The organism is Chelatococcus caeni, assembly GCF_014196925.1.
GTDB lineage: Bacteria > Pseudomonadota > Alphaproteobacteria > Rhizobiales > Beijerinckiaceae > Chelatococcus_A > Chelatococcus_A caeni.
Genome location: NZ_JACIEN010000001.1, coordinates 1,297,814 through 1,320,271 on the forward strand (window position 1 = coordinate 1,297,814; position 22,458 = coordinate 1,320,271).

19 protein-coding genes are annotated in these 22,458 nt (G+C 67.2%); 10 read left to right on the forward strand and 9 right to left on the reverse strand.

The genetic code is table 11. The annotated features are described in order from the left end of the window. Positions 1-103: 103 nt before the first annotated feature. Complete coding sequence (gene hmgA / locus GGR16_RS06195) at positions 104-1,471, forward strand: homogentisate 1,2-dioxygenase (protein ID WP_183316013.1); 1,368 nt, start codon at positions 104-106, stop codon at positions 1,469-1,471. Between the two features lie 47 nt (positions 1,472-1,518). Here the strand turns inward: hmgA and yghX are convergent, their stop codons facing one another. Together yghX and GGR16_RS06205 are read right to left on the reverse strand one after the other, a co-directional pair. Further along, positions 1,519-2,403: a YghX family hydrolase gene (gene yghX / locus GGR16_RS06200; protein ID WP_019403163.1), complete on the reverse strand. Its 885-nt coding sequence runs from the start codon at positions 2,401-2,403 to the stop codon at positions 1,519-1,521. Positions 2,404-2,491: 88 nt separating this feature from the next. Beyond that, positions 2,492-3,211 carry a ribonuclease activity regulator RraA gene (locus GGR16_RS06205; RefSeq protein WP_019403164.1) on the reverse strand — a complete coding sequence of 240 codons (720 nt, stop codon included), beginning with the start codon at positions 3,209-3,211 and terminating at the stop codon, positions 2,492-2,494. Between the two features lie 214 nt (positions 3,212-3,425). Here GGR16_RS06205 and GGR16_RS06210 point away from each other — a divergent pair, with 214 nt between their 5' ends. After that, on the forward strand, positions 3,426-4,124 hold the full coding sequence (locus GGR16_RS06210) for a GntR family transcriptional regulator (RefSeq protein ID WP_019403165.1): 699 nt from the start codon (positions 3,426-3,428) through the stop codon (positions 4,122-4,124). Positions 4,125-4,134: 10 nt separating this feature from the next. Here GGR16_RS06210 and GGR16_RS06215 read toward each other — a convergent pair whose 3' ends face one another. From GGR16_RS06215 to GGR16_RS06235, 5 genes are all read right to left on the reverse strand, one after another. After that, positions 4,135-5,169: a LacI family DNA-binding transcriptional regulator gene (locus GGR16_RS06215; protein ID WP_245258919.1), complete on the reverse strand. Its 1,035-nt coding sequence runs from the start codon at positions 5,167-5,169 to the stop codon at positions 4,135-4,137. 123 nt (positions 5,170-5,292) lie between these two features. After that, entirely contained in the window at positions 5,293-6,378 is a 1,086-nt protein-coding gene (locus GGR16_RS06220; RefSeq protein WP_183316014.1) for an SMP-30/gluconolactonase/LRE family protein, read from the reverse strand. A gap of 53 nt (positions 6,379-6,431) precedes the next feature. Then, a complete protein-coding gene (locus GGR16_RS06225; protein WP_019403168.1) occupies positions 6,432-7,949 on the reverse strand; it encodes a tripartite tricarboxylate transporter permease in 1,518 nt (505 codons plus the stop codon). A gap of 12 nt (positions 7,950-7,961) precedes the next feature. Then, a complete protein-coding gene (locus GGR16_RS06230; RefSeq protein ID WP_183316015.1) occupies positions 7,962-8,387 on the reverse strand; it encodes a tripartite tricarboxylate transporter TctB family protein in 426 nt (141 codons plus the stop codon). Positions 8,388-8,456: 69 nt separating this feature from the next. After that, complete coding sequence (locus tag GGR16_RS06235) at positions 8,457-9,509, reverse strand: ABC transporter substrate-binding protein (protein WP_343059593.1); 1,053 nt, start codon at positions 9,507-9,509, stop codon at positions 8,457-8,459. 249 nt (positions 9,510-9,758) lie between these two features. Between GGR16_RS06235 and araD the strand changes: the two genes are divergently transcribed. Then, positions 9,759-11,501, forward strand: coding sequence for an L-arabinonate dehydratase (araD, locus tag GGR16_RS06240; RefSeq protein WP_183316016.1), 1,743 nt, complete (start codon positions 9,759-9,761; stop codon positions 11,499-11,501). Positions 11,502-11,570: 69 nt separating this feature from the next. Beyond that, on the forward strand, positions 11,571-12,482 hold the full coding sequence (locus GGR16_RS06245; protein WP_053193934.1) for a dihydrodipicolinate synthase family protein: 912 nt from the start codon (positions 11,571-11,573) through the stop codon (positions 12,480-12,482). 25 nt (positions 12,483-12,507) lie between these two features. Here GGR16_RS06245 and rhaI read toward each other — a convergent pair whose 3' ends face one another. Together rhaI and GGR16_RS06255 are read right to left on the reverse strand one after the other, a co-directional pair. After that, complete coding sequence (gene rhaI / locus GGR16_RS06250; RefSeq protein ID WP_183316017.1) at positions 12,508-13,803, reverse strand: L-rhamnose catabolism isomerase; 1,296 nt, start codon at positions 13,801-13,803, stop codon at positions 12,508-12,510. A gap of 191 nt (positions 13,804-13,994) precedes the next feature. Next, on the reverse strand, positions 13,995-16,091 hold the full coding sequence (locus GGR16_RS06255; RefSeq protein ID WP_183316357.1) for a bifunctional rhamnulose-1-phosphate aldolase/short-chain dehydrogenase: 2,097 nt from the start codon (positions 16,089-16,091) through the stop codon (positions 13,995-13,997). 253 nt (positions 16,092-16,344) lie between these two features. Between GGR16_RS06255 and GGR16_RS06260 the strand changes: the two genes are divergently transcribed. From GGR16_RS06260 to rhaM, 6 genes are all read left to right on the forward strand, one after another. Then, a complete protein-coding gene (locus GGR16_RS06260; protein ID WP_019404178.1) occupies positions 16,345-17,157 on the forward strand; it encodes a DeoR/GlpR family DNA-binding transcription regulator in 813 nt (270 codons plus the stop codon). Between the two features lie 37 nt (positions 17,158-17,194). Beyond that, positions 17,195-18,190 carry a rhamnose ABC transporter substrate-binding protein gene (gene rhaS / locus GGR16_RS06265; RefSeq protein WP_183316018.1) on the forward strand — a complete coding sequence of 332 codons (996 nt, stop codon included), beginning with the start codon at positions 17,195-17,197 and terminating at the stop codon, positions 18,188-18,190. Between the two features lie 132 nt (positions 18,191-18,322). Beyond that, positions 18,323-19,840: a sugar ABC transporter ATP-binding protein gene (locus GGR16_RS06270; RefSeq protein ID WP_183316019.1), complete on the forward strand. Its 1,518-nt coding sequence runs from the start codon at positions 18,323-18,325 to the stop codon at positions 19,838-19,840. 248 nt (positions 19,841-20,088) lie between these two features. Continuing rightward, positions 20,089-21,099, forward strand: a complete 1,011-nt coding sequence (locus tag GGR16_RS06275) for an ABC transporter permease (RefSeq protein ID WP_183316358.1) — start codon at positions 20,089-20,091, stop codon at positions 21,097-21,099. Beyond that, the gene (locus GGR16_RS06280) at positions 21,096-22,136 is read left to right on the forward strand and encodes an ABC transporter permease (protein WP_183316020.1); all 1,041 of its coding nucleotides are present in this window, start codon (positions 21,096-21,098) and stop codon (positions 22,134-22,136) included. Before GGR16_RS06275 ends, GGR16_RS06280 begins: the two co-directional genes overlap by 4 nt. After that, on the forward strand, positions 22,133-22,456 hold the full coding sequence (rhaM, locus tag GGR16_RS06285; RefSeq protein WP_019404813.1) for an L-rhamnose mutarotase: 324 nt from the start codon (positions 22,133-22,135) through the stop codon (positions 22,454-22,456). Before GGR16_RS06280 ends, rhaM begins: the two co-directional genes overlap by 4 nt. Positions 22,457-22,458 lie beyond the last annotated feature (2 nt).

A 22,458-nucleotide genomic window follows, 5' to 3' on the forward strand; every position in this document is an offset into this window, starting at 1 on the left:
CAACAAAAACACGGGTCGGCCAGGAAGGGCGTTGACATCGTTGCATCAGCAACGATAATTCGTTGTAACTGCAACGAACATGTTCCGCACAGGAGGAGCGACGATGACGAAGCATGAGCTGCCGCGCGGCATGGTGCGGGCCACGATCACCACCGGCACGCACGAGGGCTACATGCCCGGCTTCGGCAACGACTTCGAGACCGAGGCGCTGCCCGGCGCGCTGCCGCAGGGGCAGAACTCGCCGCAGAAATGCAATTACGGCCTTTATGCCGAGCAGCTCTCCGGCACAGCCTTCACCGCGCCGCGCGGCCAGAACGAGCGGACCTGGTGCTATCGCATCCGCCCCTCCGTCCGCCACACCGGCGCCTTCGCCGCGATTTCGGTGCCTTACTGGAAGACCGCGCCGAACGTCCTGCCCGAGGTCATCAGCCTCGGTCAGTATCGCTGGGATCCGGTGCCGCTGCCCGCTGCGGACGAGGACCTGACCTGGATCACCGGCATGCGCACGATGACCACGGCGGGCGACGTGAACACCCAGGTCGGCATGGCGAGCCACATCTACCTCGTCACGCGCTCGATGCAGGATGAGTACTTCTTCTCGGCCGACAGCGAGCTCCTGATCGTGCCCCAGGAGGGCCGGCTGCGCTTCTGCACCGAGCTCGGCGTCATCGACATTGAGCCGAAGGAGATCGCCATCATCCCGCGCGGCCTCGTCTATCGCGTCGAGGTGCTGGAGGGGCCGGCGCGCGGCTTCGTGTGCGAGAACTACGGCCAGAAGTTCGACCTGCCGGGCCGCGGCCCGATCGGCGCCAACTGCCTCGCGAACCCGCGTGATTTCAAGACGCCCGTCGCCGCCTTCGAGGACCGCGAGGTGCGCTCGCGGGTCATCATCAAGTGGTGCGGCCGCTTCCACGAGACCTGGATCGACCATTCACCGCTCGACGTGGTCGCGTGGCACGGCAACTACTGTCCCTGCAAATACGACCTGCGCACCTACAGCCCGGTCGGCGCCATCCTGTTCGACCATCCGGACCCGTCGATCTTCACCGTGCTGACGGCGCCTTCGGGGCAGGAGGGAACGGCCAATATCGACTTCGTGCTGTTCCGCGAACGCTGGATGGTGGCCGAGCACAGCTTCCGCCCGCCCTGGTATCACAAGAACATCATGTCCGAGCTGATGGGCAACATCTACGGCATCTACGACGCCAAGCCCCAGGGCTTCGCGCCGGGCGGCATGAGCCTGCACAACTGCATGCTGCCGCACGGGCCGGATCGCAACGCCTTCGAGGGCGCCTCGAATGCCGAATTGAAGCCCGAGAAGTTGGACGAGACCATGAGCTTCATGTTCGAGACCCGCTTTCCGCAGCATCTGACGGAATTCGCCGCGAAAGAGGCGCCGATGCAGCAGGACTACATCGAGGTCTGGCACCAGCTCGAGAAGAAGTTCGACGGCACCCCCGGCGTGAAGTGACGGCGCGCCCCGGCGCCCGAGCCGGAAGACGGGCGCCGGGGCGGGGCTCAGTTCAGGTGACGCTTGAACCAGTCGATGGTGCGCTCCCACGCGAGCTTGGCCGCCGCTTCGTCGTAGCGCGGCGTCGAATCGTTGTGAAATCCGTGGTTGGTGCCCGGATAGACATGCGCTTCATAGGTCTTGCCGTGCTGCTTCAGCGCCGCCTCGTAGGCCGGCCAGCCGGCGTTGACATTGTCGTCGTGCTCGGCGAAGTGCAGCAGAAGCGGCGCGTTGATCTTGGGCACATCCTCCACCGGGGCCTGCCGGCCGTAGAAGGGGACCGCCGCCGCGAGCTCCGGATAGGCCACGGCGGCCGCGTTCGACACGCCCCCTCCGTAGCAGAAGCCGATGACGCCGACCTTGTCGGTGGTCAGCTCGTTGTCGTCCAGGAATTCGATCGCCGCGAAGAAGTCGTTCATCAGCTTCATCGGGTCGACCTGGCGCTGCAGTTCGCGCCCCTTCTCGTCGTTGCCGGGATAGCCGCCGACAGACGTCAGCCCGTCGGGCGCGAGCGCCACGAAACCTTCCTTGGCCAGCCGGCGCGCAACATCCTCGATATAGGGATTGAGGCCGCGGTTCTCGTGCACCACGACCACCCCCGGCACCGGGCCCGTGGCCTTCGACGGTCGCACCAGATAGCCGCGCACCTCACCGTGCCCGTTGGGGGAGGGATAGGTGATATATTCCGCAACGATGTCGGGATCGGTGAAGGCGACCTGCTGGGCCAGGGCATAATCCGGGCTGAGCATGCCGAGAAGCGTTGCGGCCGTCATGCCTCCGACCGCGAACTTGCCCGCCCTGTCGAGGAATTCACGCTTGGTGATCCGCCCGTGAGCATAGAAGTCGTAGAGCTCGAGCAGCTCCTGCGGAAAGTCTTTCGCTGTCAGTCGCACCGTGGTGCCCTCCCTGAAATTGCCGGCGCATGATAGAGCGTTCCGGACAGGCGGGAGGTCACGCTTGCGCTACCGTCGCGGCCGTCCTTCAGCGCTGGCGGCTCTCGCGCCAGGCGGCGAACTCGGCCCTGGTGCCTTCCTCGGTCGGCGGATAGAGCCCGAGGATCGAGCGTCCCTCCAGCACCTTCTCCATGACGAAATCCTCGAAGGCCGTCATCTCCGCCGCCTCCGCGGCGATCTCGGAAGCGAGATGCCGCGGCACGACGACGACGCCCTCGCTGTCGCCCACCACGACATCGCCGGGCCAGACCGGCACGTCGCCGCAGCCGATGGGCACGTTGATGTCGAGAGCCTGGTGCAGGGTGAGGTTCGTCGGCGCCGAGGGGCGGTGGTGATAGGCGGGGAAGGGCAGGCGCGCGATCTCGGGTGAATCGCGGAAGCCGCCGTCGGTGACGATGCCGGCGACGCCGCGCTTCATGAGCCGCGACACGAGGATGGAACCGGCGGAGGCCGCCCGCGCATCCTTGCGGCTGTCGATGACGAAGACGGCCCCCGGCGGGCATTCCTCGACGGCCTTGCGCTGCGGATGGCTGCGGTCCTGGAAGACCGTGAGCGGATTGAGGTCCTCGCGCGCCGGGATGTAGCGCAGCGTGTAGGCCTCGCCGACCATGTTCGGCAGGTCGGGATTGAGCGGGCGCACATCCTGGATGAACTGGTTGCGCAGGCCGCGCTTGAAGAGGGCCGTGCACAGGGTCGCCGTGCTGACGGTCTTGAAAATCTCGCGAACGGTCGGGTCCAGCGTATTCATCGAGAATGTCTCCGGGATCGGCCAATCCAAGGGCAGGGCGGGGTCGGCCGCCGGTCCTTGCCCGTCGCAACGGAAAGGGTCTTCATCGCATTGGCGAGCGGTGAAGCGACTGCTTCAGCCTGCCAGCAATGTACGGGACTAGAGCACTAATGCATTAGTGCGTCAATCGGGGAAACATGCTATCCCTGCTCCGATGACACCTGGGGCGTATGGTATGGACGAGGAAACCGCGTTTGCCGCAGGCCGGAGCCGGGAGCGCCTGCGCGGCGCCGGGCAGCTCTTCGATCTCCTGCGCACCGAAATCATGTCGCTCAAGCTCGCGCCGGGCACGGTGCTGTCGCGGCTCGAGCTGCAGGAGCGCTTCGGGCTGAGCTCGACGCCCATCCGCGATGCGCTGATGCGCCTGCAGGAGGAGGGCCTCGTCGACATCTTCCCGCAGCACGCGACGCTGGTGAGCCGCATCGACCTGCGGCGGGCGCGCGAGGCGCAGTTCCTGCGCCGGTCCGTGGAGATCGAGATCGTGCGGCTTCTGGCAGCGGCGCCCGATGAGCAGCTGGTCGGGCAACTGCGCAGCATCATCCGCCAGCAGGAGGCCTTCGCCGGCCTCGATGAGCAAGAGGCCTTCACCGCGCGCGACGAGCTGTTCCACCGGGTCCTCTACGAGGCGGCCGATGTGGCCGACCTGTGGCAGGTGGTCCGCCGCCAGGGCGGGCACATCGACCGCCTGCGCCGCCTCAACCTGCCGGTCGCCGGCAAGATGCAGGAGATCGTCCGCGACCATGCCGCCGTCGTCGACGCCGTCGCGAAGGGCGAACCACGCGCGGCCGAGGAGGCCATGCGCGCGCACCTGTCGCGCTCGCTCGGCTTCGCCGACAGGCTGCGTGATGCGCATCCCGATTACTTCAGCGATTGAAGCGCCGTCGTCAGGCTGTCGCCCGCCGCACGATCTCGAAGCCGATGTCGATGGTCTTTTCCGGCACCTCGACGCCGTTCAGCCGGGCGAGCAGCGCCGATGCCGCCCGCTCGCCAAGGAGCGCCCGGTCGACGCGCACGGTGGTCAGCGGCGGCAGCGTATGCGCGGCGAAGACCTGGTCACCGAACCCGATGACGGCGACGTCCTCCGGCACCCGAAGGCCGCGCGCCTGGGCCTCGATGAGCACGCCGTGGGCGAGAAGGTCCGAACTGCAGAAGATGACGCCATCCCGGAAGGCCTGCTCGTCGACGAGGCGCGCCAGCGCCAGGCGCCCGCGCTCGATGCTGGCCCCGCCCTCGAAACAGACCTCGGGCACGCTTGCAAAGCCGGCCTCGATGAGCGCCCGGGCGAAAGCATCCTTGCGGCGCAGCGCCCGCTCATCTCCGGCCGAGACATTGGCGGCGCGCCTGTAGCCGTTCTCCCTGACGAAGGCGGCGACCGCTTTGCCGGCTTCCGTATGGGAGAAGCCGACGCAGGTGTCGATGGGCGTTTCGGTGACGTCCCACACCTCGACGACCGGGATGCCGGCCCCGAGCAGCATGTGGCGGCAGGGGTCGGAATGGCGGATGCCGGTGAGCAGCACGGCGTCGGGCCGCCGCGTGAGCAGCTTGGCCACGAGCTCCTGCTCCTCGTCCTGGGAGAAGCCTGTCTCCGACATCAGCAGCTGGTAGCCCGAGGCGCGGACGGCCTGGGAGAAATGCTGCATCAGGCTCGAATAGACGATGTTGGTGATCGACGGGATCAGCGCCGCGATCAGCTTGCTGCGCTTGGAGGCCAGCGCGCCGGCGACGAGATTGGGCACGTAGCCCGTGACGGCAATGGCGTGGCGGATGCGCGCCAGGGTGGCGGGTGACACCTTGTCCGGCTCGTTCAGCGCCCGCGAGACCGTGACCTGCGAGACACCGGCGAGGCGGGCGACCGTTTCCATCGTCACGGGGCGGGGGGAACGGTCCTCCTTGTCGGTAACGCGCTGATTCTTCAACACGATGCTGTCCTGATGGGATCCACAGGCATCGTTCTAGAGCATTTGCGGGGCCAAGTTGACCGGAAAATGCTCCGCCCCTGCGCCGCCGCCCGCCCGGCGGACGGCAGCGCAGGTATCGGCATATCAGACGGCGCCGTGGGCCTCGAGATAGAGCGCATAGAGCGAATGGCTGCTCGCCATGTAGAGGCGGTTGCCCTTCGGACCGCCGAAGGCGAGGTTGGCGCAGCGCTCCGGCAGGCGGATGAAGCCGATCGGCTTGCCCTGCGGGTTGAACACCATCACGCCGTCGAGGTTTTCCGGCCGGCCCTTCAGCCTGTGCGCCCTGCGCCCGCTCACCTCCTCGGGTTCGGCCTCGAGGGCGCCGTTGCTGCCGTAGCCGCACCAGAGGTTGCCGTCCCGGTCGACCTTGAAGCCGTCGAGCGCCCCGAAATCCGCGGCGTCCACCAGCTTCGTCTTGTTCGATACCGTCCCCTCGGCCGAGACGTCATAGCTCCAGATGCTGCGGTTGGGCGTGCCCTTCCATTCCACCACATAGAGCTTCTTCTCATCCGGCGAGAAGGCGAGCCCGTTGGGGTTGACGAGGTCGGTGATCACCGCGCCGAGCGTGCCGTCGCCGGCGATGCGATAGACGTTGGTCGTCGCCTGCTCCGGCTGGGCACGCTCGCCCTCGTAATTGCCGTTGATGCCGAACAGGGGATCGGTGAACCAGATGGTGCCGTCGGATTTGACGACGACGTCGTTCGGCGCGTTGAGCCGCTTGCCGTCGAAACGGTCGGCGAGCACCGTGATCGTGCCGTCCTTCTCGGTGCGCACGACGCGGCGCGTCAGCGAATGCTCGCAGGTGATGAGGCGCCCTTCGCGGTCGCGCGTGTTGCCGTTGGCGAAATTGGCCGGCTCGCGGAAGACGGTGAAGCTGCCGTCCGCCTCGTCATATTTCATGATGCGGTTGTTGGGGATGTCGGAGACGAGCAGATAACCCCCGTCCGGGAAATAGGCCGGCCCCTCGGCCCAGCGCATGCCGGTGGCGACCTGCTCCACCGTGCTGGCGTAGACGCGATATTTCGCGAAGCTCGGATCCAGGATCTCGATGGCGGGATCGGGATAGCGCTGGTTGGGCGTGAAGGGAAAGGACTGGGCCGCAGCCTTGCCGGCCGCGACCACGAGCCCCGCGCTTCCCATCGACAGAAGCCTTCGACGTGACACCTTCATGCGCACTCCCTCCCACTTTCTCGTTGTGAAGAGTTGCAGCCCGACGCAGATCGTCAGGCTTCGGCCGCGGCAGCCATCCGGGCCCGCCGTGCGCCGGCGCGGGCAATCGCGACCGACGCCGTCACGGAGGCGAGGATCAGGACCCACAGCAGCATCGCGATCCAGCTCTTGGTGAAGAAGATCGTCAGCGTGCCGAAGGATTCGAGGCTCTTGACGAAATAGACCTCCGCCGACGGGCCGAGGATGAAGCCGATGACGAAGGGCGCCATGTCGAGCCGCAGCTTGTAGATGAGCCAGCCGAAGACGCCGAAGGCGAGCATGGTCCACACGTCGAACATGACGCCGCTGTTGATGGTGTAGGCCCCGACCACGCACATCATGAGGATGATGGGCAGGAGCAGGTACTTGGGCACCATCACCACCCGCGCGATGGGGCGGATGGCGAAGAGCATGACGAGGACCATGCACAGATTGGCGAACAGCATGGCAATGACGATGGCCTGCCACACGCCCGGATTGTCGCCGATGAAGAGCGGCCCGACCTGGATGCCCTGCAGGGTGAAGGCGCCGATCAGGATGGCCGTCGTCGCATCCCCCGGAATGCCCAGCGACAGGAGCGGGATGAGTGCCCCGCCGGTGAGGCCGTTGTTGGCGCTCTCGGAGGCGATGATGCCGCTCGGAGCGCCCTTGCCGAAGGCATCCGGCTCCTTGCGGTTAAAGGTCTTCTCCTGGCTGTAGGCGAGGATCGAGGCCGCGCTGCCGCCGATGCCGGGCAGGAGGCCGACGAAGGTGCCGATGGCCGAGGAGCGCAGGAGGTTCACCCACTGGCCCCGGAAGACCGAGAGGCGGAACGGCTTGCCCGAGGCGAGCAGCAGCTTCTTCGTCGCCGCGTCCTCGCGCACGCCGTGCTCGGCCTCGATCAGCACGGCCGTGAGGCCGAAGACGCCGATGAGGACCGGCAGCAGCGAGAAGCCGCTCTCGAGCCAAGTCTCCAGGAAGCCGGGCACAAGCCGGATGTCGCCGTTGCCGCCGTTGTTGATGTCGTAGACGCCGACGAGGCTGACGAACATGCCGAGCACGCCGCTGAACAGGCCCGTCAGCATGCCGCTGCCGAGCGCCGCCAGCAGAGTCAGGGCAAGCAGGATGATGAGGAATTTCTCGACGAAGGAGAACTTGATGGCGAAGTCGGCGAGCGGCGGCGCGAAGAGATAGAGCACCACGAGGCTGAAAAGCCCGCCGAAGAGGGAGGCGCAGATGCCGATCTTCAGCGCCCGCTCGCCTTCGCCCCTGCGCGCCATCGGATAGCCGTCGAAGGTGGTGGCGATCGAGGAGGGGGTGCCGGGGATGTTGAGCAGCACCGCCGGCACAAGCCCGCCGGAAATGCCGCCGACGTAAAGGCCGAGAAGGAATGCAAGGCCGGTGCCCAGCCCCATCGAATAGGTCAGCGGCAGGCAGACGGCCACCGCCATGGTCGCCGTCAGCCCCGGGATGGCGCCGAAGAAGATGCCGATCACCGTGCCGGCGGCGACCAGCCCGAAGAAGGCAGGCGAGATGAGCGCGAGGACATCCATGGCAGATCCCGGTCAGGGCAGGGAGACGTCGAACAGGCGGAAGAGGACGAGCCAGGCGACGAGCGGCGCCAGCACCGCGACGACGGCGGCGAGCATGAGATGCCGCCGGCTGCGCTCGTGCAGGTAGAGCACCGACATGGCGAACAGGAACGGCATGGAGGCGCTCAGGAAGCCGAAGCCGCGGTTGGGCCAGCGCCAGCCGATCTCGTTCATGGCGAGGAAATAGACCGCCGTCAGCACCAGGGTGCCGAAGAAGCGCAGCCCGTCCATGTCGGTTGGCCAGCCGATGCCGCCGGCGAGCGCGGCGCGGATCTCATGGCGCCGGGCGACGGCGAGCACGGCCCCCATGAGGACGAGCAGCGTGCCGACGATGGTCGGAAAGACGAGATGCGACGTCGAAAAGTCGATGGTCACATCGAGCAGGGACGGAGCGGACATGGCATCCCCCGACGATAGCGGCTCCCGGCCGCCCGCCTGGGGCGCGCCGGGTTCGGTAGCGGACCGGGCTCAGTTCTTGGCGGCGATGGCCTCGATCACCTGCCGATAGTTGCCGTCCTTGGTCTTGAGATAGGCTGCCGCCTCCTGCGAGGGCAGGAAATGCGGAATGAAGAACGAGCTCTTCAGGGTCTTCTGGATGTCGCCCTTGGCGTAGATGGCGGCGAGCGCTTCGTCGATGGCCTTCACCATCTCGTCCGGCATGTCCTTGTTGTAGAGAAGGAAGAAATCCTTGTCGAAGACGAAGTCCTGCTGGCCGTCGAGGGTAACGCGCATCGCCGGGGTGACGTATTGCAGCAACTGCTCGCGGCTCGTCTGGCCGAAGCCCGCCTCCGGCGCCTCCTCGATGATCTCGCGGCTTGCCGTGAGCCAGAGGAAGCGCATGGCCTTCTGGTCGTCGTCCGGCAGGCGCGTGAACTGCTCGTTGGCCTGAACCGAGCCGTTGATGACCTCCACCTGGCCGTCGAAGAGCTGCTGGTTCTTGTCCGCCTGAGAGCCGCTGTTGACCGCGACGATATTGGCCTCGGACCCCGGCTTGGCGAGGCGGGCGGCGTTCTTCAGGGCCGAATAGCCGATCTCGGAGACGCCGCCGGCCTGGATGCCGACGCGGATGCGGGTGCCGTCCGCCGCCGCCTTCAGGAGATCGTCCACGCTCTGGTAGGGCGACTGCTTCGGCACCAGATAGGCGTTGCCGGGATTGACCGACACGACCGGGCCGACCTTGTAGGCGCTGAAGATGTCGGAAAAGCCGCGCACGCCATAGAGATGGCTGAGGTAGGACTGATCGTGGTGGAACATGACCGTCGTGCCGCGCGGGTCGCGCCCCACCGCCTTGAAGGCTTCGGAGATACCCACCGCATCCACCTTCACTTTTATGCCGAGATGCGCCGACAGCGCTTCGGCGATGATGGAGGCGTTCTGGTAGGTGTCGCCGCTGACGGCGTTGGAGCCGATCACCATGCGGATCGCATCGGGCAGCGGCTGTGCGCCGGCGGATAGCGGCATGAAGCCTGCGGCGGCAAGGCCGCCAATGAGGCCGAGCACGGAGAATTGACGCCTGTTCACGGGTTTCCCTCCCTCGATCAGAAGCGTGTGACGTTGAGCGGCCGCCTTGAGCGGCGCATCGGTTCTTGCTGTTATGAATGCGCTTCCATTCAACCTTTCCCACATCCCTCGTGGAGTGTCAACACTCACGGCATCGTAGCTATGTGCCGGGATTTTCGCGGCCGAGTTCGTCGCTGCTTCCGTTTGACAGGTCACTATGAATGCGCATACATGACCAGACGATATGCGACTGGCGGGAGGCGATCGGTCATGGCGGATGGGCGGAGGAAATCGGCTGAAGAGCTGCGCAGCGCGCGCTGGTTCGCACCGGACGATCTGCGCAGCTTCGGCCACCGCTCGCGGCTGATGCAGATGGGGCTCGGCCCCGAGGACTGGGAGGGGAGGCCGATCATCGGCATCCTCAACACCTGGTCGGAGATGAACCCCTGCCATGCCCATTTCCGCTCGCGCGCCGAGGATGTGAAGCGCGGCGTGCACCAGCGGGGCGGCCTGCCGGTCGAACTGCCGGCCCTGTCGCTCGACGAATCCTACACCAAGCCCACCTCGATGCTTTACCGCAACCTCCTCGCCATCGAGACGGAGGAGCAGATCCGCTCCCATCCCCTCGACGGCGTGGTGCTGATGGGCGGCTGCGACAAGACCACGCCCGGCCTCGTGATGGGGGCTTTGTCGGCCGGCGTGCCGATGATCTTCCTGCCGGCCGGACCGATGCTGCGCGGCAACCATGCCGGCAAGGTCCTCGGCTCGGGCTCGGACGCGTGGAAATACTGGGACGAGCGGCGGGCCGGCAACATCGGGCCGGAGGAATGGCTCGGCATCGAGGGCGGCATCGCCCGTTCCTACGGCCATTGCATGACCATGGGCACGGCCTCGACGATGACGGCGATCGCCGAGGCGATGGGGCTTTGCCTGCCAGGCGCGTCCTCCATTCCGGCCCCTGATTCCGGCCACATCCGCATGGCGACGGAATGCGGGCGGCGCATCGTCGACATGGTGTGGGAGGATCTGACGCCGGACAGGATCGTCACGCCAGCTGCCGTCCGCAATGCCGCGGTGGTCGCCATGGCGATGGGCTGCTCCACCAATGCCGTCGTCCACCTGATCGCCATGGCGCGGCGCGCGCGCGTGGACTTCGGCCTCGACGACCTCGACGCGCTCGGCCGCACGACGCCGCTCATCGCCAATGTCCGGCCGGCGGGCAAGGACTACCTCATGGAGGACTTCTATTACGCCGGCGGCCTGCGGGCCCTCATGCACGAGCTCGGCGACAGGCTCGACCGCGATGCCGTCACCGTCAGCGGCAAGAGGCTGGGCGAGACGCTGGAGGGAGCCAAGGTCTACAACAGCGATGTCATCCGCCCGCTGTCGAACCCTGTCTATCACGAGGGCTCGCTCGCCGTGCTGCGCGGCAACCTCTGCCCGGACGGCGCCGTCATCAAGCCGGCCGCCTGCGACCCGCGCTTTGAGCGGCACGAGGGGCCGGCGCTGGTCTTCGACAGCTATCCCGAGATGAAGAAGGCGGTCGAGGACGAGAACCTCGACGTCACCCCCGATCATGTCCTGGTGCTGAGGAATGCGGGTCCGCTCGGCGGGCCGGGCTTTCCCGAATGGGGCATGCTGCCCATCCCCAAGGCGCTCATCAAGCAGGGCCACCGGGACATGCTGCGCATCTCCGACGCCCGCATGTCCGGCACCTCCTATGGGGCGTGCATCCTTCATGTCGCGCCCGAATCCTTCGTCGGCGGGCCGCTCGCGCTGCTGCAGACCGGGGACATCGTCCGCCTCGACCTTCCCGCCCGCCGTCTCGACATGTTCGTCGGCGAGGAGGAGCTTGCCCGCCGCCGGGCGGCGTGGGTACAGCCGCAGCCGCGCTACGGGCGGGGCTATGGCTGGATGTTCTCCCGCCACGTCACGCAGGCGAACGAAGGCTGCGATTTCGACTATCTTGCCGCCGAATTCGGCCCGGCCGCCGGCGAGCCGGACATCTACTGACGATTTGACGATGACGAGCGTGGGCGCCGGCCGGAACCGCGCCTGTCGCCGACGAAGAGGGTAGGGACCATGGACACCAGCCACGCGCAACTGCGCCAAGCATTGACCGGCATTTCCGGCATCCTCGTCACGCCCTTCGATGCGGATGGCGAACTGGCGCCGACGCGGCAGAAGCCCCTCGTCGACCGGGCGCTCGCCGCCGGCGTGCACATTCCGGTCGCCAACGGCAACACGGGCGAGTTCTACGCCCTGACGGTAGAGGAGGCGGAGGTCATGGTCCGCGCCGCCGCCGAGCACGTGGACGGACGCGCGCCGCTCCTGGCGGGCATCGGGCGCGGCATCAAGGATGCCTGCCGCCTGGCCAGGGCCTCGGCCGCCGCCGGAGCGGCGGCGCTGATGATCCATCAGCCGCCGGATCCCTTCGTCGCGCCGCGCGGCATCGCGGATTACGTCGAGCGCGTGCGCGACGCGGCCGGCGGCCTGCCGCTCGTGCTCTACCTGCGCAACGATGCCATCGGCACCGGCGCCATCGCGCGGCTCTGCGCCATCGAGGGCGTCGTCGGCGTCAAATGGGCAACGCCCAACCCGCAGAAGCTCGCCGAGGCGATTGCCGCCTCGCCCGAGCACATCGTCTGGGTCGGCGGGCTCGCGGAGGTGTGGGCGCCGGCCTTCTATGCCGTCGGCGCGCGTGGCTTCACCTCGGGTCTCATCAACGTCTGGCCGGAGCGCTCCGTGGCCATCCACGCGGCGCTGGAGGCCGGCGACTATGCTGGGGCGAGACGGCTGATCGCCGGCATGAAGGCCTTCGAGGACATCAGGGCCGAGGAGATGAGCGGCGCCAACGTCACCGGCGTCAAGGCCGCGCTGCAGCTCATCGGCCGCGACTGCGGCGCCACTCGTCCGCCATCGGCCTGGCCGCTTACCGAAAGCCAGAGCGCGGCGCTCGCGGCCTTCCTGCGCGCGAACGGGCTTCTGGCCTGACAGGGCGCGCCCGGCGATCCAGCGTTCAGACGATGCCGCCGCCGCCCGAGGCGACGGCCGGGCGCTCCTCGGCCACCCTGCGACGATAGCCGCTCGCCCGATAGGCGGCGATCGGATCGATGGCGCCGCCGGTCCGGCGCCGCGCCTCGGCCAAGATGGGCTCGACGTCGGTGCGGAAGGCGGCCTTCAGCATCTCGGAAGCCATCAGCGCGTCGTTGTCCTCCTGGAATGCATCAAGGGCGGCCCGGTCGACGATCAGCGCCTGGGCATAAGCGCGCCGGATCTCATTGGCGCTGCGCATCAGGCTCTCGATCGGGTCGGTGACATTGTGCGACTGGTCGATCATGTGCGCCGGGGCGAAGCCCTCGGTGCGCCGCTCCTCCGCATCGACCAGCTCGTTGAAGACGAGGAAGAGCCGGAACGGATCGATGGAGCCCGTGTCGAGGTCGTCGTCGCCGTATTTTGAATCGTTGAAGTGGAAGCCGCCGAGCTTCCCGAACTGGATGAGACGGGCGACGATCATCTCGATGTTGACGTTCGGCGCATGGTGCCCGAGGTCGACGAGGCAGAAGGCCTTCTCGCCGAGCTCCGTGGCGATGAGGTAGTTGGTGCCCCAGTCCTGCACGACCGTTGAATAGAAGGCCGGCTCGTACATCTTGTGCTCGGTGAAGAGCCGCCAGTCCGCCGGCAGGTGGCCATAAATCGCCTTCATGGAATCGAGATAGCGCTCGAAGCTCCGGGTGAAATGCGACTGGCCCGGGAAGTTGGAGCCGTCGCCGATCCACACTGTCAGCGCCTTGGAGTCGAGCGCGCGCCCGATCTCGATGCATTCGATATTGTGCTCGACCGCCTGCCGCCGCGTCGCCGCGTCGGTATGGCTGAGAGAGCCGAACTTGTAGCTCTTCTCCTGCCCCGGCACGTCGGAGAAGGTGTTGGAGTTCATCGCATCGAAACCGAGACCCAGCGCATCCGCATGGGCCTTGAGGCGGCGCGGATCATCCACCTTGTCCCACGGGATGTGCAGGGAGACGGTCGGCGTGGCGCGCGTCAGCTGATGGATGACGGCGCAGTCGTCGAGCTTGTCGAAGATGCCGCGCGGCTCGCCGGGACCGGGAAAACGGGCAAAGCGCGTGCCGCCGGTGCCGACGCCCCAGGAAGGCACGGCGACGTGGAACCGGGCGACCTTCTGCGTGATGGCCTCGATGTCGATGCCGCCGCGGGCGAGCTTTTCGCCGAGCGCCGCGTAATCGGCCTTCAGCGCAGCCGCGCGCCTGTCGTTGTCGGCGGCGACCACGTCGGCCGCGATGCACTGTTCCGTCATGATGTCCTCCCGCGCGTCTTTGGTGTCTTTAGAAAGATGTTACGGCCGACCTGGCTGGGGATGGCCGCCATCCCCTTTCCCCGCCGCAAGTCGGGTTTACCCGAATTGCGCAAGAAGAATGCGGAACTCGGGCAGGCCCGAGTTCCTTTGCGGGGAGAGGGAGCCGCCGCGTCTCTATCCATTCGCCGCGATCACCGCGTGAACGACGTCGCGTTGCCCGCATCCACGTTGATGATGTTGCCGGTCGACTTCGCCGAGGCGTCCGAGGCGAGGAAGTAGATCGCCTCGGCGATGTCCTCGGGGAAGACGTTGAGCTTCAGGAGCGAGCGCTTGCGATAGTGCTCCTCCAGCTCGTCCGCGGCGAGGTTGGAGGAGGCGGCGCGCTGCTCGCGCCATTCGCCCGACCAGATCTTGGAGCCGCGCAGCACCGCATCCGGATTGACCGTGTTGACGCGGATACCGACCTCCGCCCCTTCGAGCGCCAGGCAGCGGGCGAGGTGGATCTCGGCCGCCTTCGCCGTGCAATAGGCCGCAGCATTGGGAGAGGAGGCGAGGCCGTTCTTCGACGAGACGAAGACGACGTTGCCGCCGAGCCCCTGGCGGCGGAAGAGGCGGAAGGCTTCGCGCGAGACGAGGAAATAGCCCGTCGCCAGGATGTCGATATTGCGGTTCCACATGGCGAGGTCGGTCTCCTCCACTGGGGCGGAGGAGGCGATGCCGGCATTCGAGACGAGGATGTCGACACCGCCGAATTCGATGCAGGCGCTGCGGAAGGCGGCGATCACCTCCTCCTCGCGGGTGACGTCCAGCTTCACGCCGCGCACGGCATCGCGGCTGAAGCGGCCGGCAAATTCGTCGACCGTCGCGTTCAACCCTGCCGCGTCGATATCCGCGAGCACGATCGAGGCGCCTTCGCCGGCGAGGCGCTCGGCCGTGGCGCGCCCGATGCCGCCGGCGCCCCCGGTGATGAAGGCGACGCGGCCGGCGAGGCTCCTGGGCTTCGGCATGCGCTGGAGCTTCGCTTCCTCCAGCAGCCAGTATTCGATGTCGAAGGCCTCCTGCTCCGGCAGGCCCTGATATTCCGACACCGCGGAGGCGCCGCGCATGACGTTGATGGCGTTGACGTAGAACTCGCCGGCGATGCGCGCGGTCGCCTTGTCGCGCGCGAAGGACAGCATGCCGACGCCGGGCACGAGGAAGATCACCGGGTTGGGATCGCGCATCTTCGGGCTGTCCGGCCGCCGGCAGGTCTCGTAATAGCGCGTGTAGTCGGCACGATAGGCGTCGAGCGCTTCATCGAGCCTGGCGACGACGGCGTCGATGTCGGGCGCCCGCGGATCGAAATCGAGCACCAGCGGGCGGATCTTCGTGCGCAGGAAATGGTCCGGGCAGCTCGTGCCGAGCGCGGCCAGCGGCCTTAGGGCGGCTGAATTGACGAAATCGAGCACCGCCTCCTGATCGTCGAAATGGCCGAGCTTGCGCTCCGCCTTGCCGATGCGCCCGCGGATCTCGGGCATCAGCCGCGCCGCGATCGCCCGCCGCTCGGCCGGCGGCAGGCTCGTGGTGACCATGCCGCCGAAGGCGGGCTGGCCCGCCGTCCTCTCGGCGAACCAGGCGATGGCCTTGTTGATGATGCGGAGCGTGAGTTCGTAGGCGTCCTTCGCCGTATCCGCCCATGTGAAGAGGCCGTGGCTTTCGAGCACGACGCCCTTGGCGCGCGGGTTGGCGCGGGCGAAGGCCTCGAGGTCGAGGCCGAGCTGGAAGCCCGGGCGCCGCCACGGCAGCCAGCCGATTTCCTCGCCGAAGATCTCCTGCGTCAGGGCGCGCGAGTTCTTCGATGCGGCGATGGCGATGATCGCGTCCGGATGCATGTGGTCGACGTGCCGGTAGGGCAGGAAGCCGTGCAGCGGCGTGTCGATGGAGGCGGCGCGCGGGTTGAGGTTGAAGGTGGCGTGCGGCAGGAGGCCGACCATGCGGTCCTCGTCCTCGATGTCCTTGTAGAGGTCCTTCAGCGCCGTGAGCTTGTCGAGATAGAGCGTGGCGAAACCGTCGCGCTTCATGGTGCCGACGTCGCCGCCGGACCCCTTGACCCACAGCACCTCGATCTTTTCGCCCGTCAGCGGGTCCGTCTCCATCACCTTGGCCGAGGTGTTGCCGCCGCCGTAGTTGGTGATCCGCTTGTCGGCGCCGAGCAGGTTGGAGCGGTAGAGCAGCAGCCCCGGCTCGTCGAGGCCGGCCGCCGCGGCATCGTCCCAGAGGTTGTCCAGCAGCTTCGTCTTCGGTGCGATGTCCACGGGGGTCCTCGTGCCTTCTCGGGGGTGGGCGAACGGCCTCGAAATTCGGGCGGAAGCATCGGCACGCCCCCCGGCCTTGTCAACCAGATTCGATCATAAACGATCATGAACAATCATATTGCAGCGCAACAAGATCGATTGTGATTGACGCTAGCTCGAAAATGGTTGAGCCTCGCCTCCGGCTTGCGCGAAGCTGAATGGTCTTCGATCGTTCCCGTTCCCTTTTCGCGCAGCTCCATGAGGCACTATGCACGAACGTGAGAGGCACCGGATCATTCTGAGCGCGGTTCAGGAGAAGCCGGTGGCGACCATCCAGGATCTCGTCGAGCTCACCTCCGCCTCGGAGGCGACGATCCGCCGCGACATCGCGGCGCTGCATGTGCAGGGCCGCTTGAGGCGCGTGCGCGGCGGGGCGGAAGCGCTCAATCCGGCGCATATCGGCAGCCTCGCGGCCAAGCCCTTCCGCGTATCCGAGGGCGAGCACCTGGCGCAGAAGCGGGCGATCGCCCGCGAGGCCGTGGCGCTGTGCACGGACGGCGACCCCATCATCCTCAACGGCGGCACCACCACCTTCCAGATGGTGCACTATCTGACGAGCCGGCGCCTGCAGGTCTTCACCAATTCCTTCGCCATCGCGGAGCATCTGGTGAAGCATTCGAAGAACCAGGTGACCTTGCCGGGCGGGGCGATCTACCGCGACCAGAGCATCATCCTGTCGCCCTTCGACAATGACGTGACGCGCAACTTCTATGCCCGGCGCATGTTCATGGGCGCGCAGGGCGTCGGGCCGATCGGCGTCATGGAGCGGGACGCGCTCATCATCCAGGCCGAGCAGAAGCTGATCAACCAGGCGGACGAGCTGGTGCTGATGGTCGATTCGAGCAAGTTCTCGCGCCGCTCCAGCCTCATCCTCTGCCCGCTCGAGCGGGTCTCGACGCTGATCACAGACGACGGCATCCCGGATGCCGCCCGCGCCATGATCGAGGATGCGGGCATCAGGCTCATCGTCGCCGCAACGACGGCGGCGGAACAGGCGGTGGAACCCTCGTCGGCTGCGTGACGCCGGCGAAACAACAAGGGCCAATGGGAGGAAAACGATGAAATTGTTCGCCAAACTCGCCCTCGGCACGGCGCTCGGGCTCGCCCTCGTCACGGGTGCGGCCAGCGCCGAGACGGTCAAGATCGGCCTCGTGGTCAAGTCCCTCGGCAACGGCTTCTTCGAGGCCGCCAACAAGGGCGCGCAGGAGGCGGCCAAGGAGCTCGGCGACGTCGAGGTGATCTACACCGGGCCGACGAGCACGACCGCCGAGGGCCAGATCGAGGTCATCAATGCCCTCATTGCCCAGAAGGTCGACGCCATCGCCGTCTCGGCCAACGATCCCGACGCCGTCGTGCCGGCGCTGAAGAAGGCCATGCAGCGCGGCATCAAGGTGATTTCGTGGGATTCGGCGGTTGGCAAGGACGGACGCATCCTGCACCTCAATCCGTCCTCCAACGAGCTCATCGGCAACATGTGCCTGAAGCTCGCCGCCGCGCATCTGCCGGACGGCAAGGGCGATTTCGCCATTCTCTCGGCCACCACCACCTCGACGAACCAGAACACCTGGATCGCCGAAATGAAGAAGCAGCTGCCGAAATATCCGGGCCTCAACCTCGTCACCACGGTCTATGGCGACGACCTCGCCGACAAGAGCTACCGTGAGGCGCAGGGGCTCCTCTCCACCCATCCCAACGTCAAGGTCATCGTCGCCCCGACGACGGTCGGCGTGCTCGCCGCCTCGCAGGCGGTGAAGGATGCCGGCAAGATCGGCGAGGTCTTCGTCACCGGTCTCGGCCTGCCGTCCGAGATGGCCGGCGCCGTGCATTCCGGCGCGACGAAGGAATTCGCCATCTGGAACCCGATCGACCTCGGCTATTCGGCGACGCAGCTCGCCTACCGCCTCGTGAAGAAGGAAAGCGACGGCAAGCCGGACTCCGAGATCGACGCCGGCCGCATGGGCAAGATCAAGATCGGCGCCGACGGCGAGGCCGCCATGGCCGACCCCTTCGTCTACGACAAGAGCAACGTCGACGCGTTCGCCAAGATCTTCTGATCGGGCGGGGCTGAGGCTCCGGCAGGCCGAAGCCGTAGCCGGTCGGAACCCTCTCCCCGCACGCGGGGAGAGGAGCTGGCCACCGGCGCTCCATTTGCTCCTCTGATCACGCATTACGCGGCAGGACTGTCCATGTCGGTCGTTCAAGTGGTCGCCGAGCCGGCCCATCCCCTCCTGGAGATGCGCGGCATCTCGAAGTCCTTCCCGGGCGTCAAGGCGCTCGACGGGGTCGATGTCGCTCTTTACGCCGGCACCGTCACCGCGCTCATCGGGGAGAACGGCGCCGGCAAGTCGACGCTGGTCAAGGTTCTCACCGGCATCTACCAGCCGGACGCCGGCGACATCCTCATCGACGGGGCGCCCGTCCGCCTTGCCGATGCCCAGGCCGCGATGCGCGCGGGCATCACCGCCATCCACCAGGAGACGGTGCTGTTCGACGAACTGACGGTAGCCGAGAACATCTTTCTCGGCCACGCGCCGAAGACACGCCTCGGCCTCGTCGACTGGGCGGCGATGCGGGCGCGGGCCGGGGCGCTGCTGCACTCCATCGACGCGCCGATCAGCCCCTATGCGCGGCTGAAGGACCTCTCCATCGCCCAGCGCCATCTCGTCGCCATCGCGCGGGCGCTCTCCGTCGAGGCGCGGGTCGTCATCATGGACGAGCCGACGGCGGCGCTCTCCTACAAGGAGGTGGAGGACCTTTTCCGCATCATCGAGCGGCTGAAGGGACAGGGAAAGGCGATCCTCTTCATCAGCCACAAGTTCGAGGAGGTCTACGAGATCGCGGAACGCTTCGTGGTCTTCCGCGACGGCCGCTCGGTCGGCGCGGGGCGTCTCGCCGAGACGGGCCAGGACGAGATCGTGCGCATGATGGTCGGCCGGTCGGTCGAGCACGTCTTCCCGAAGGTGGAGGTCGCCATCGGCGGGCCGGTGCTCGAGGTTGCGGGCTATTCGCACCCGACCGAATTCGCCGACATCTCCTTCACGCTGAGGCGTGGCGAGATCCTCGGCCTCTACGGCCTCGTCGGCGCCGGGCGCTCCGAGTTCTGCCAGGCGCTGTTCGGCATCACCCGCCCGAGCGCCGGGCGCCTCGCGCTGGAGGGCAGGGCGCTCACCGTCCGCTCGCCGCAGGATGCGATCGCAGCCGGCATCGTCTACGTGCCGGAGGAGCGCGGGCGGCACGGAGCCGTGCTGCCGATGCCGATCTTCCAGAACGTCTCCATGGCCGTGCTCGGCCGGACGACGCGGGCGGGCTTCCTGCGCCTCGCCGAGGAATTCGCGCTCGCCCGCCGCTATGCCGAGCGGCTCGACCTGCGCGCGGCGGCGCTGTCCGTGCCGGTCGGCACGCTGTCGGGCGGCAACCAGCAGAAGGTCGTCATCGCCAAGTGGCTGGCGACATTGCCGAAGGTCATCATCCTCGACGAGCCGACGAAGGGCATCGACATCGGCTCCAAGGCTGCCGTGCACGCCTTCATGAGCGAGCTCGCGGCCGAGGGCCTGTCGGTGATCATGGTCTCGTCGGAACTGCCCGAGATCCTCGGCATGTCGGACCGGGTGATGGTGATGCGCGAGGGCCGCCTGACGGGCATCTGGGAGCGCGACGGGCTCGACGCCGAGACCCTGGTGCGCGCCGCAACGGGCAATGCGTGAGGGCAAGACAGCCATGACTGAGACGGGCCAGCTCAAACATCTCCGCCGTCATGGCCGCGCTTGTCGCGGGCATCCACGCCTCGCCGGCTACGCGACATCAACGGCGTGGATGGCCGCGACAAGCGCGGCCATGACGGACGGAGGGGGCCGCTCTTCCCCTTCGATTGCGCCAGGCGGATGGCCGGGACGGGCCCTGCCATGACGAAAGGCTGCCGGCTACGGAAAAGGAGCAAAGGCACGGCATGATGATGAGCCGCATCCTGAAATACCGGGAGCTCCTGCTGGGGGCGATCATCCTCGCCCTCATCGCGGCCTTCAGCCTGCGCGCACCCGGATTCGCAACACCGAGAAACCTCGCCGGCATCTTCAACGACACCTCGATCCTCATCATCCTGGCGCTCGGCCAGATGGCGGTGATCCTGACGAAGTCGATCGACCTCTCGGTCGCGGCCAATCTCGCCTTCACCGGCATGGCGGTGGCGATGCTGAACGCCGCCTATCCCGGCATCCCGCTGCCGCTGCTGATCGGGGCGGCGATGGCGATCGGCGCCGTGCTCGGCGCCGTCAACGGCTTCATGGTGTGGATCATCGGCATTCCCCCGATCGTCGCCACGCTCGGCACGCTCACCATCTATCGCGGCCTTGCCTTCGTCCTCTCCGGCGGGGCGTGGGTCAACCAGACGCAGATGACGAGCGCCTTTCTCGACACGCCGCGCATTCCGCTCCTCGGCCTGCCGCTCAACGGCTGGACGGCGCTGCTCGTCATCGCCGTCATCGCCGTCATCTTCATGCGCACGGGCTTCGGCCGGGCGCTCTACGCCTCGGGCGGCAACCCGACGGCGGCGCTCTATGCCGGCATCGACGTGGGGCGCACGCGCTTCTTCGCCTTCGTCCTGTCGGGGACGCTCGCCGGGCTCTGCGGCTATCTCTGGGTGGCGCGCTACGCCGTTGCCTATGTCGACATCGCCGCCGGCTTCGAGCTCGACACGGTGGCGGCCTGCGTCATCGGCGGCATCTCGACGCTCGGGGGCATCGGCTCCGTGGCCGGGGCGGTGCTCGGGGCGCTCTTCCTCGGCGTCATCAAGAACGCACTGCCGGTGATCGACATCTCGCCCTTCTGGCAGATGGCCATCTCCGGCCTCGTCATCATCATCGCCGTGCTCTTCAACGCCCGGCAGGAGCGGCGCAAGGGACGGCTCATCCTGCGCGATGCGGCCCGCAGTCCCGCGCCTGCCGCAGCGGAGGGAGCCGCCGCATGAGCACCATGCCTCTCGACAAGCCAACCGTGCGCCGCATCCCAGACAAGCTGTCGACACCCGCGGCGCGCCTCCTCGGCAGCTGGGAGAGCCTGCTGGCGGCCGTGGCCATCGCGATCTTCTTCGCCAATTCGCTGGCCTCGCCGCATTTCCTCGATCCGTGGAACCTGTCGGACGCCACCTACAACTTCACCGAGAAGGCGATGATCGCCTTCGCCATGACGCTGCTCATCATCTCCGGCGAGATCGACCTGTCGGTTGCCGCCATCATCGCGCTCGCCTCGACCGCCATGGGAGCGGCGGCGCAGATGGGCTTCGGCGCGCCGGCGCTCGTGGGCATCGGGCTCGGCGCCGGGCTCCTGTGCGGGGCCTTCAACGGCCTGCTCGTGGCGCGCATCGGCCTGCCGTCGATCGTCGTCACCATCGGCACCATGAGCCTCTTCCGCGGCATTGCGCAGATCGTGCTGGGCGACAAGGCCTACGGCGGCTATCCGGCCGACTTCGCCTGGTTCGGCCAGGGCTACATGTCCGATCTCTCGTGGTGGCCGTCATGGCCCGGCTTCGAGGTGGTGACCTTCGAGATGGTCGCCTTTCTCGTCTTCGCGATCCTCTTCGGCGTGCTGCTGCACATGACCGCCTTCGGCCGGCGCATCTACGCCATCGGCAACAACGCCTTCGCCGCCGAGTTCTCGGGCATCCCGGTCAGGCGCACCAAGTTCGTTCTCTTCCTCCTGACGGGCCTCATGAGCGGGGTCGCGGCCGTGTGCCTTACCTCGCGCCTCGGCTCGACGCGCCATTCGATCGCGGCAGGCTGGGAGCTCGAGATTATCACCATGACGGTGCTCGGCGGCGTCAGCATCCTCGGCGGCTCCGGCAGCATCGGCGGCGTCGTGCTCGCGGCCGTCGTCATGGGGCTCGTCACCTTCGGCCTCGGGCTGCTCAACGTGCCCGGCATCGTCATGTCGATCTTCACGGGCCTCCTGCTCATCCTCGTGATCGCGCTGCCCATCGTCGTCCGCCGTCTCAGGGCCTCGTCATGACCGGAAAAGAGAAATTCGCCTTCAAGATGCAGCTCAACCCGGGCATGGAGGCGGAATACCGCCGCCGGCACGACGCCATCTGGCCGGAGCTCGTGGCGCTGCTGAAGGAAGCGGGCATCGAGGACTATTCCATCCACCTCGACCCGGAGACGAACATCCTCTTCGGCGTGCTGTGGCGGCGGGAGGGCCACGGCATGGACGATCTGCCGGGCCATCCCGTCATGCAGCGCTGGTGGGCCCACATGGCCGACATCATGGCGACGAATGCCGACCATTCGCCAGTGGCGAAGCCGCTCGTCACCGTCTTTCACATGGCCTGACC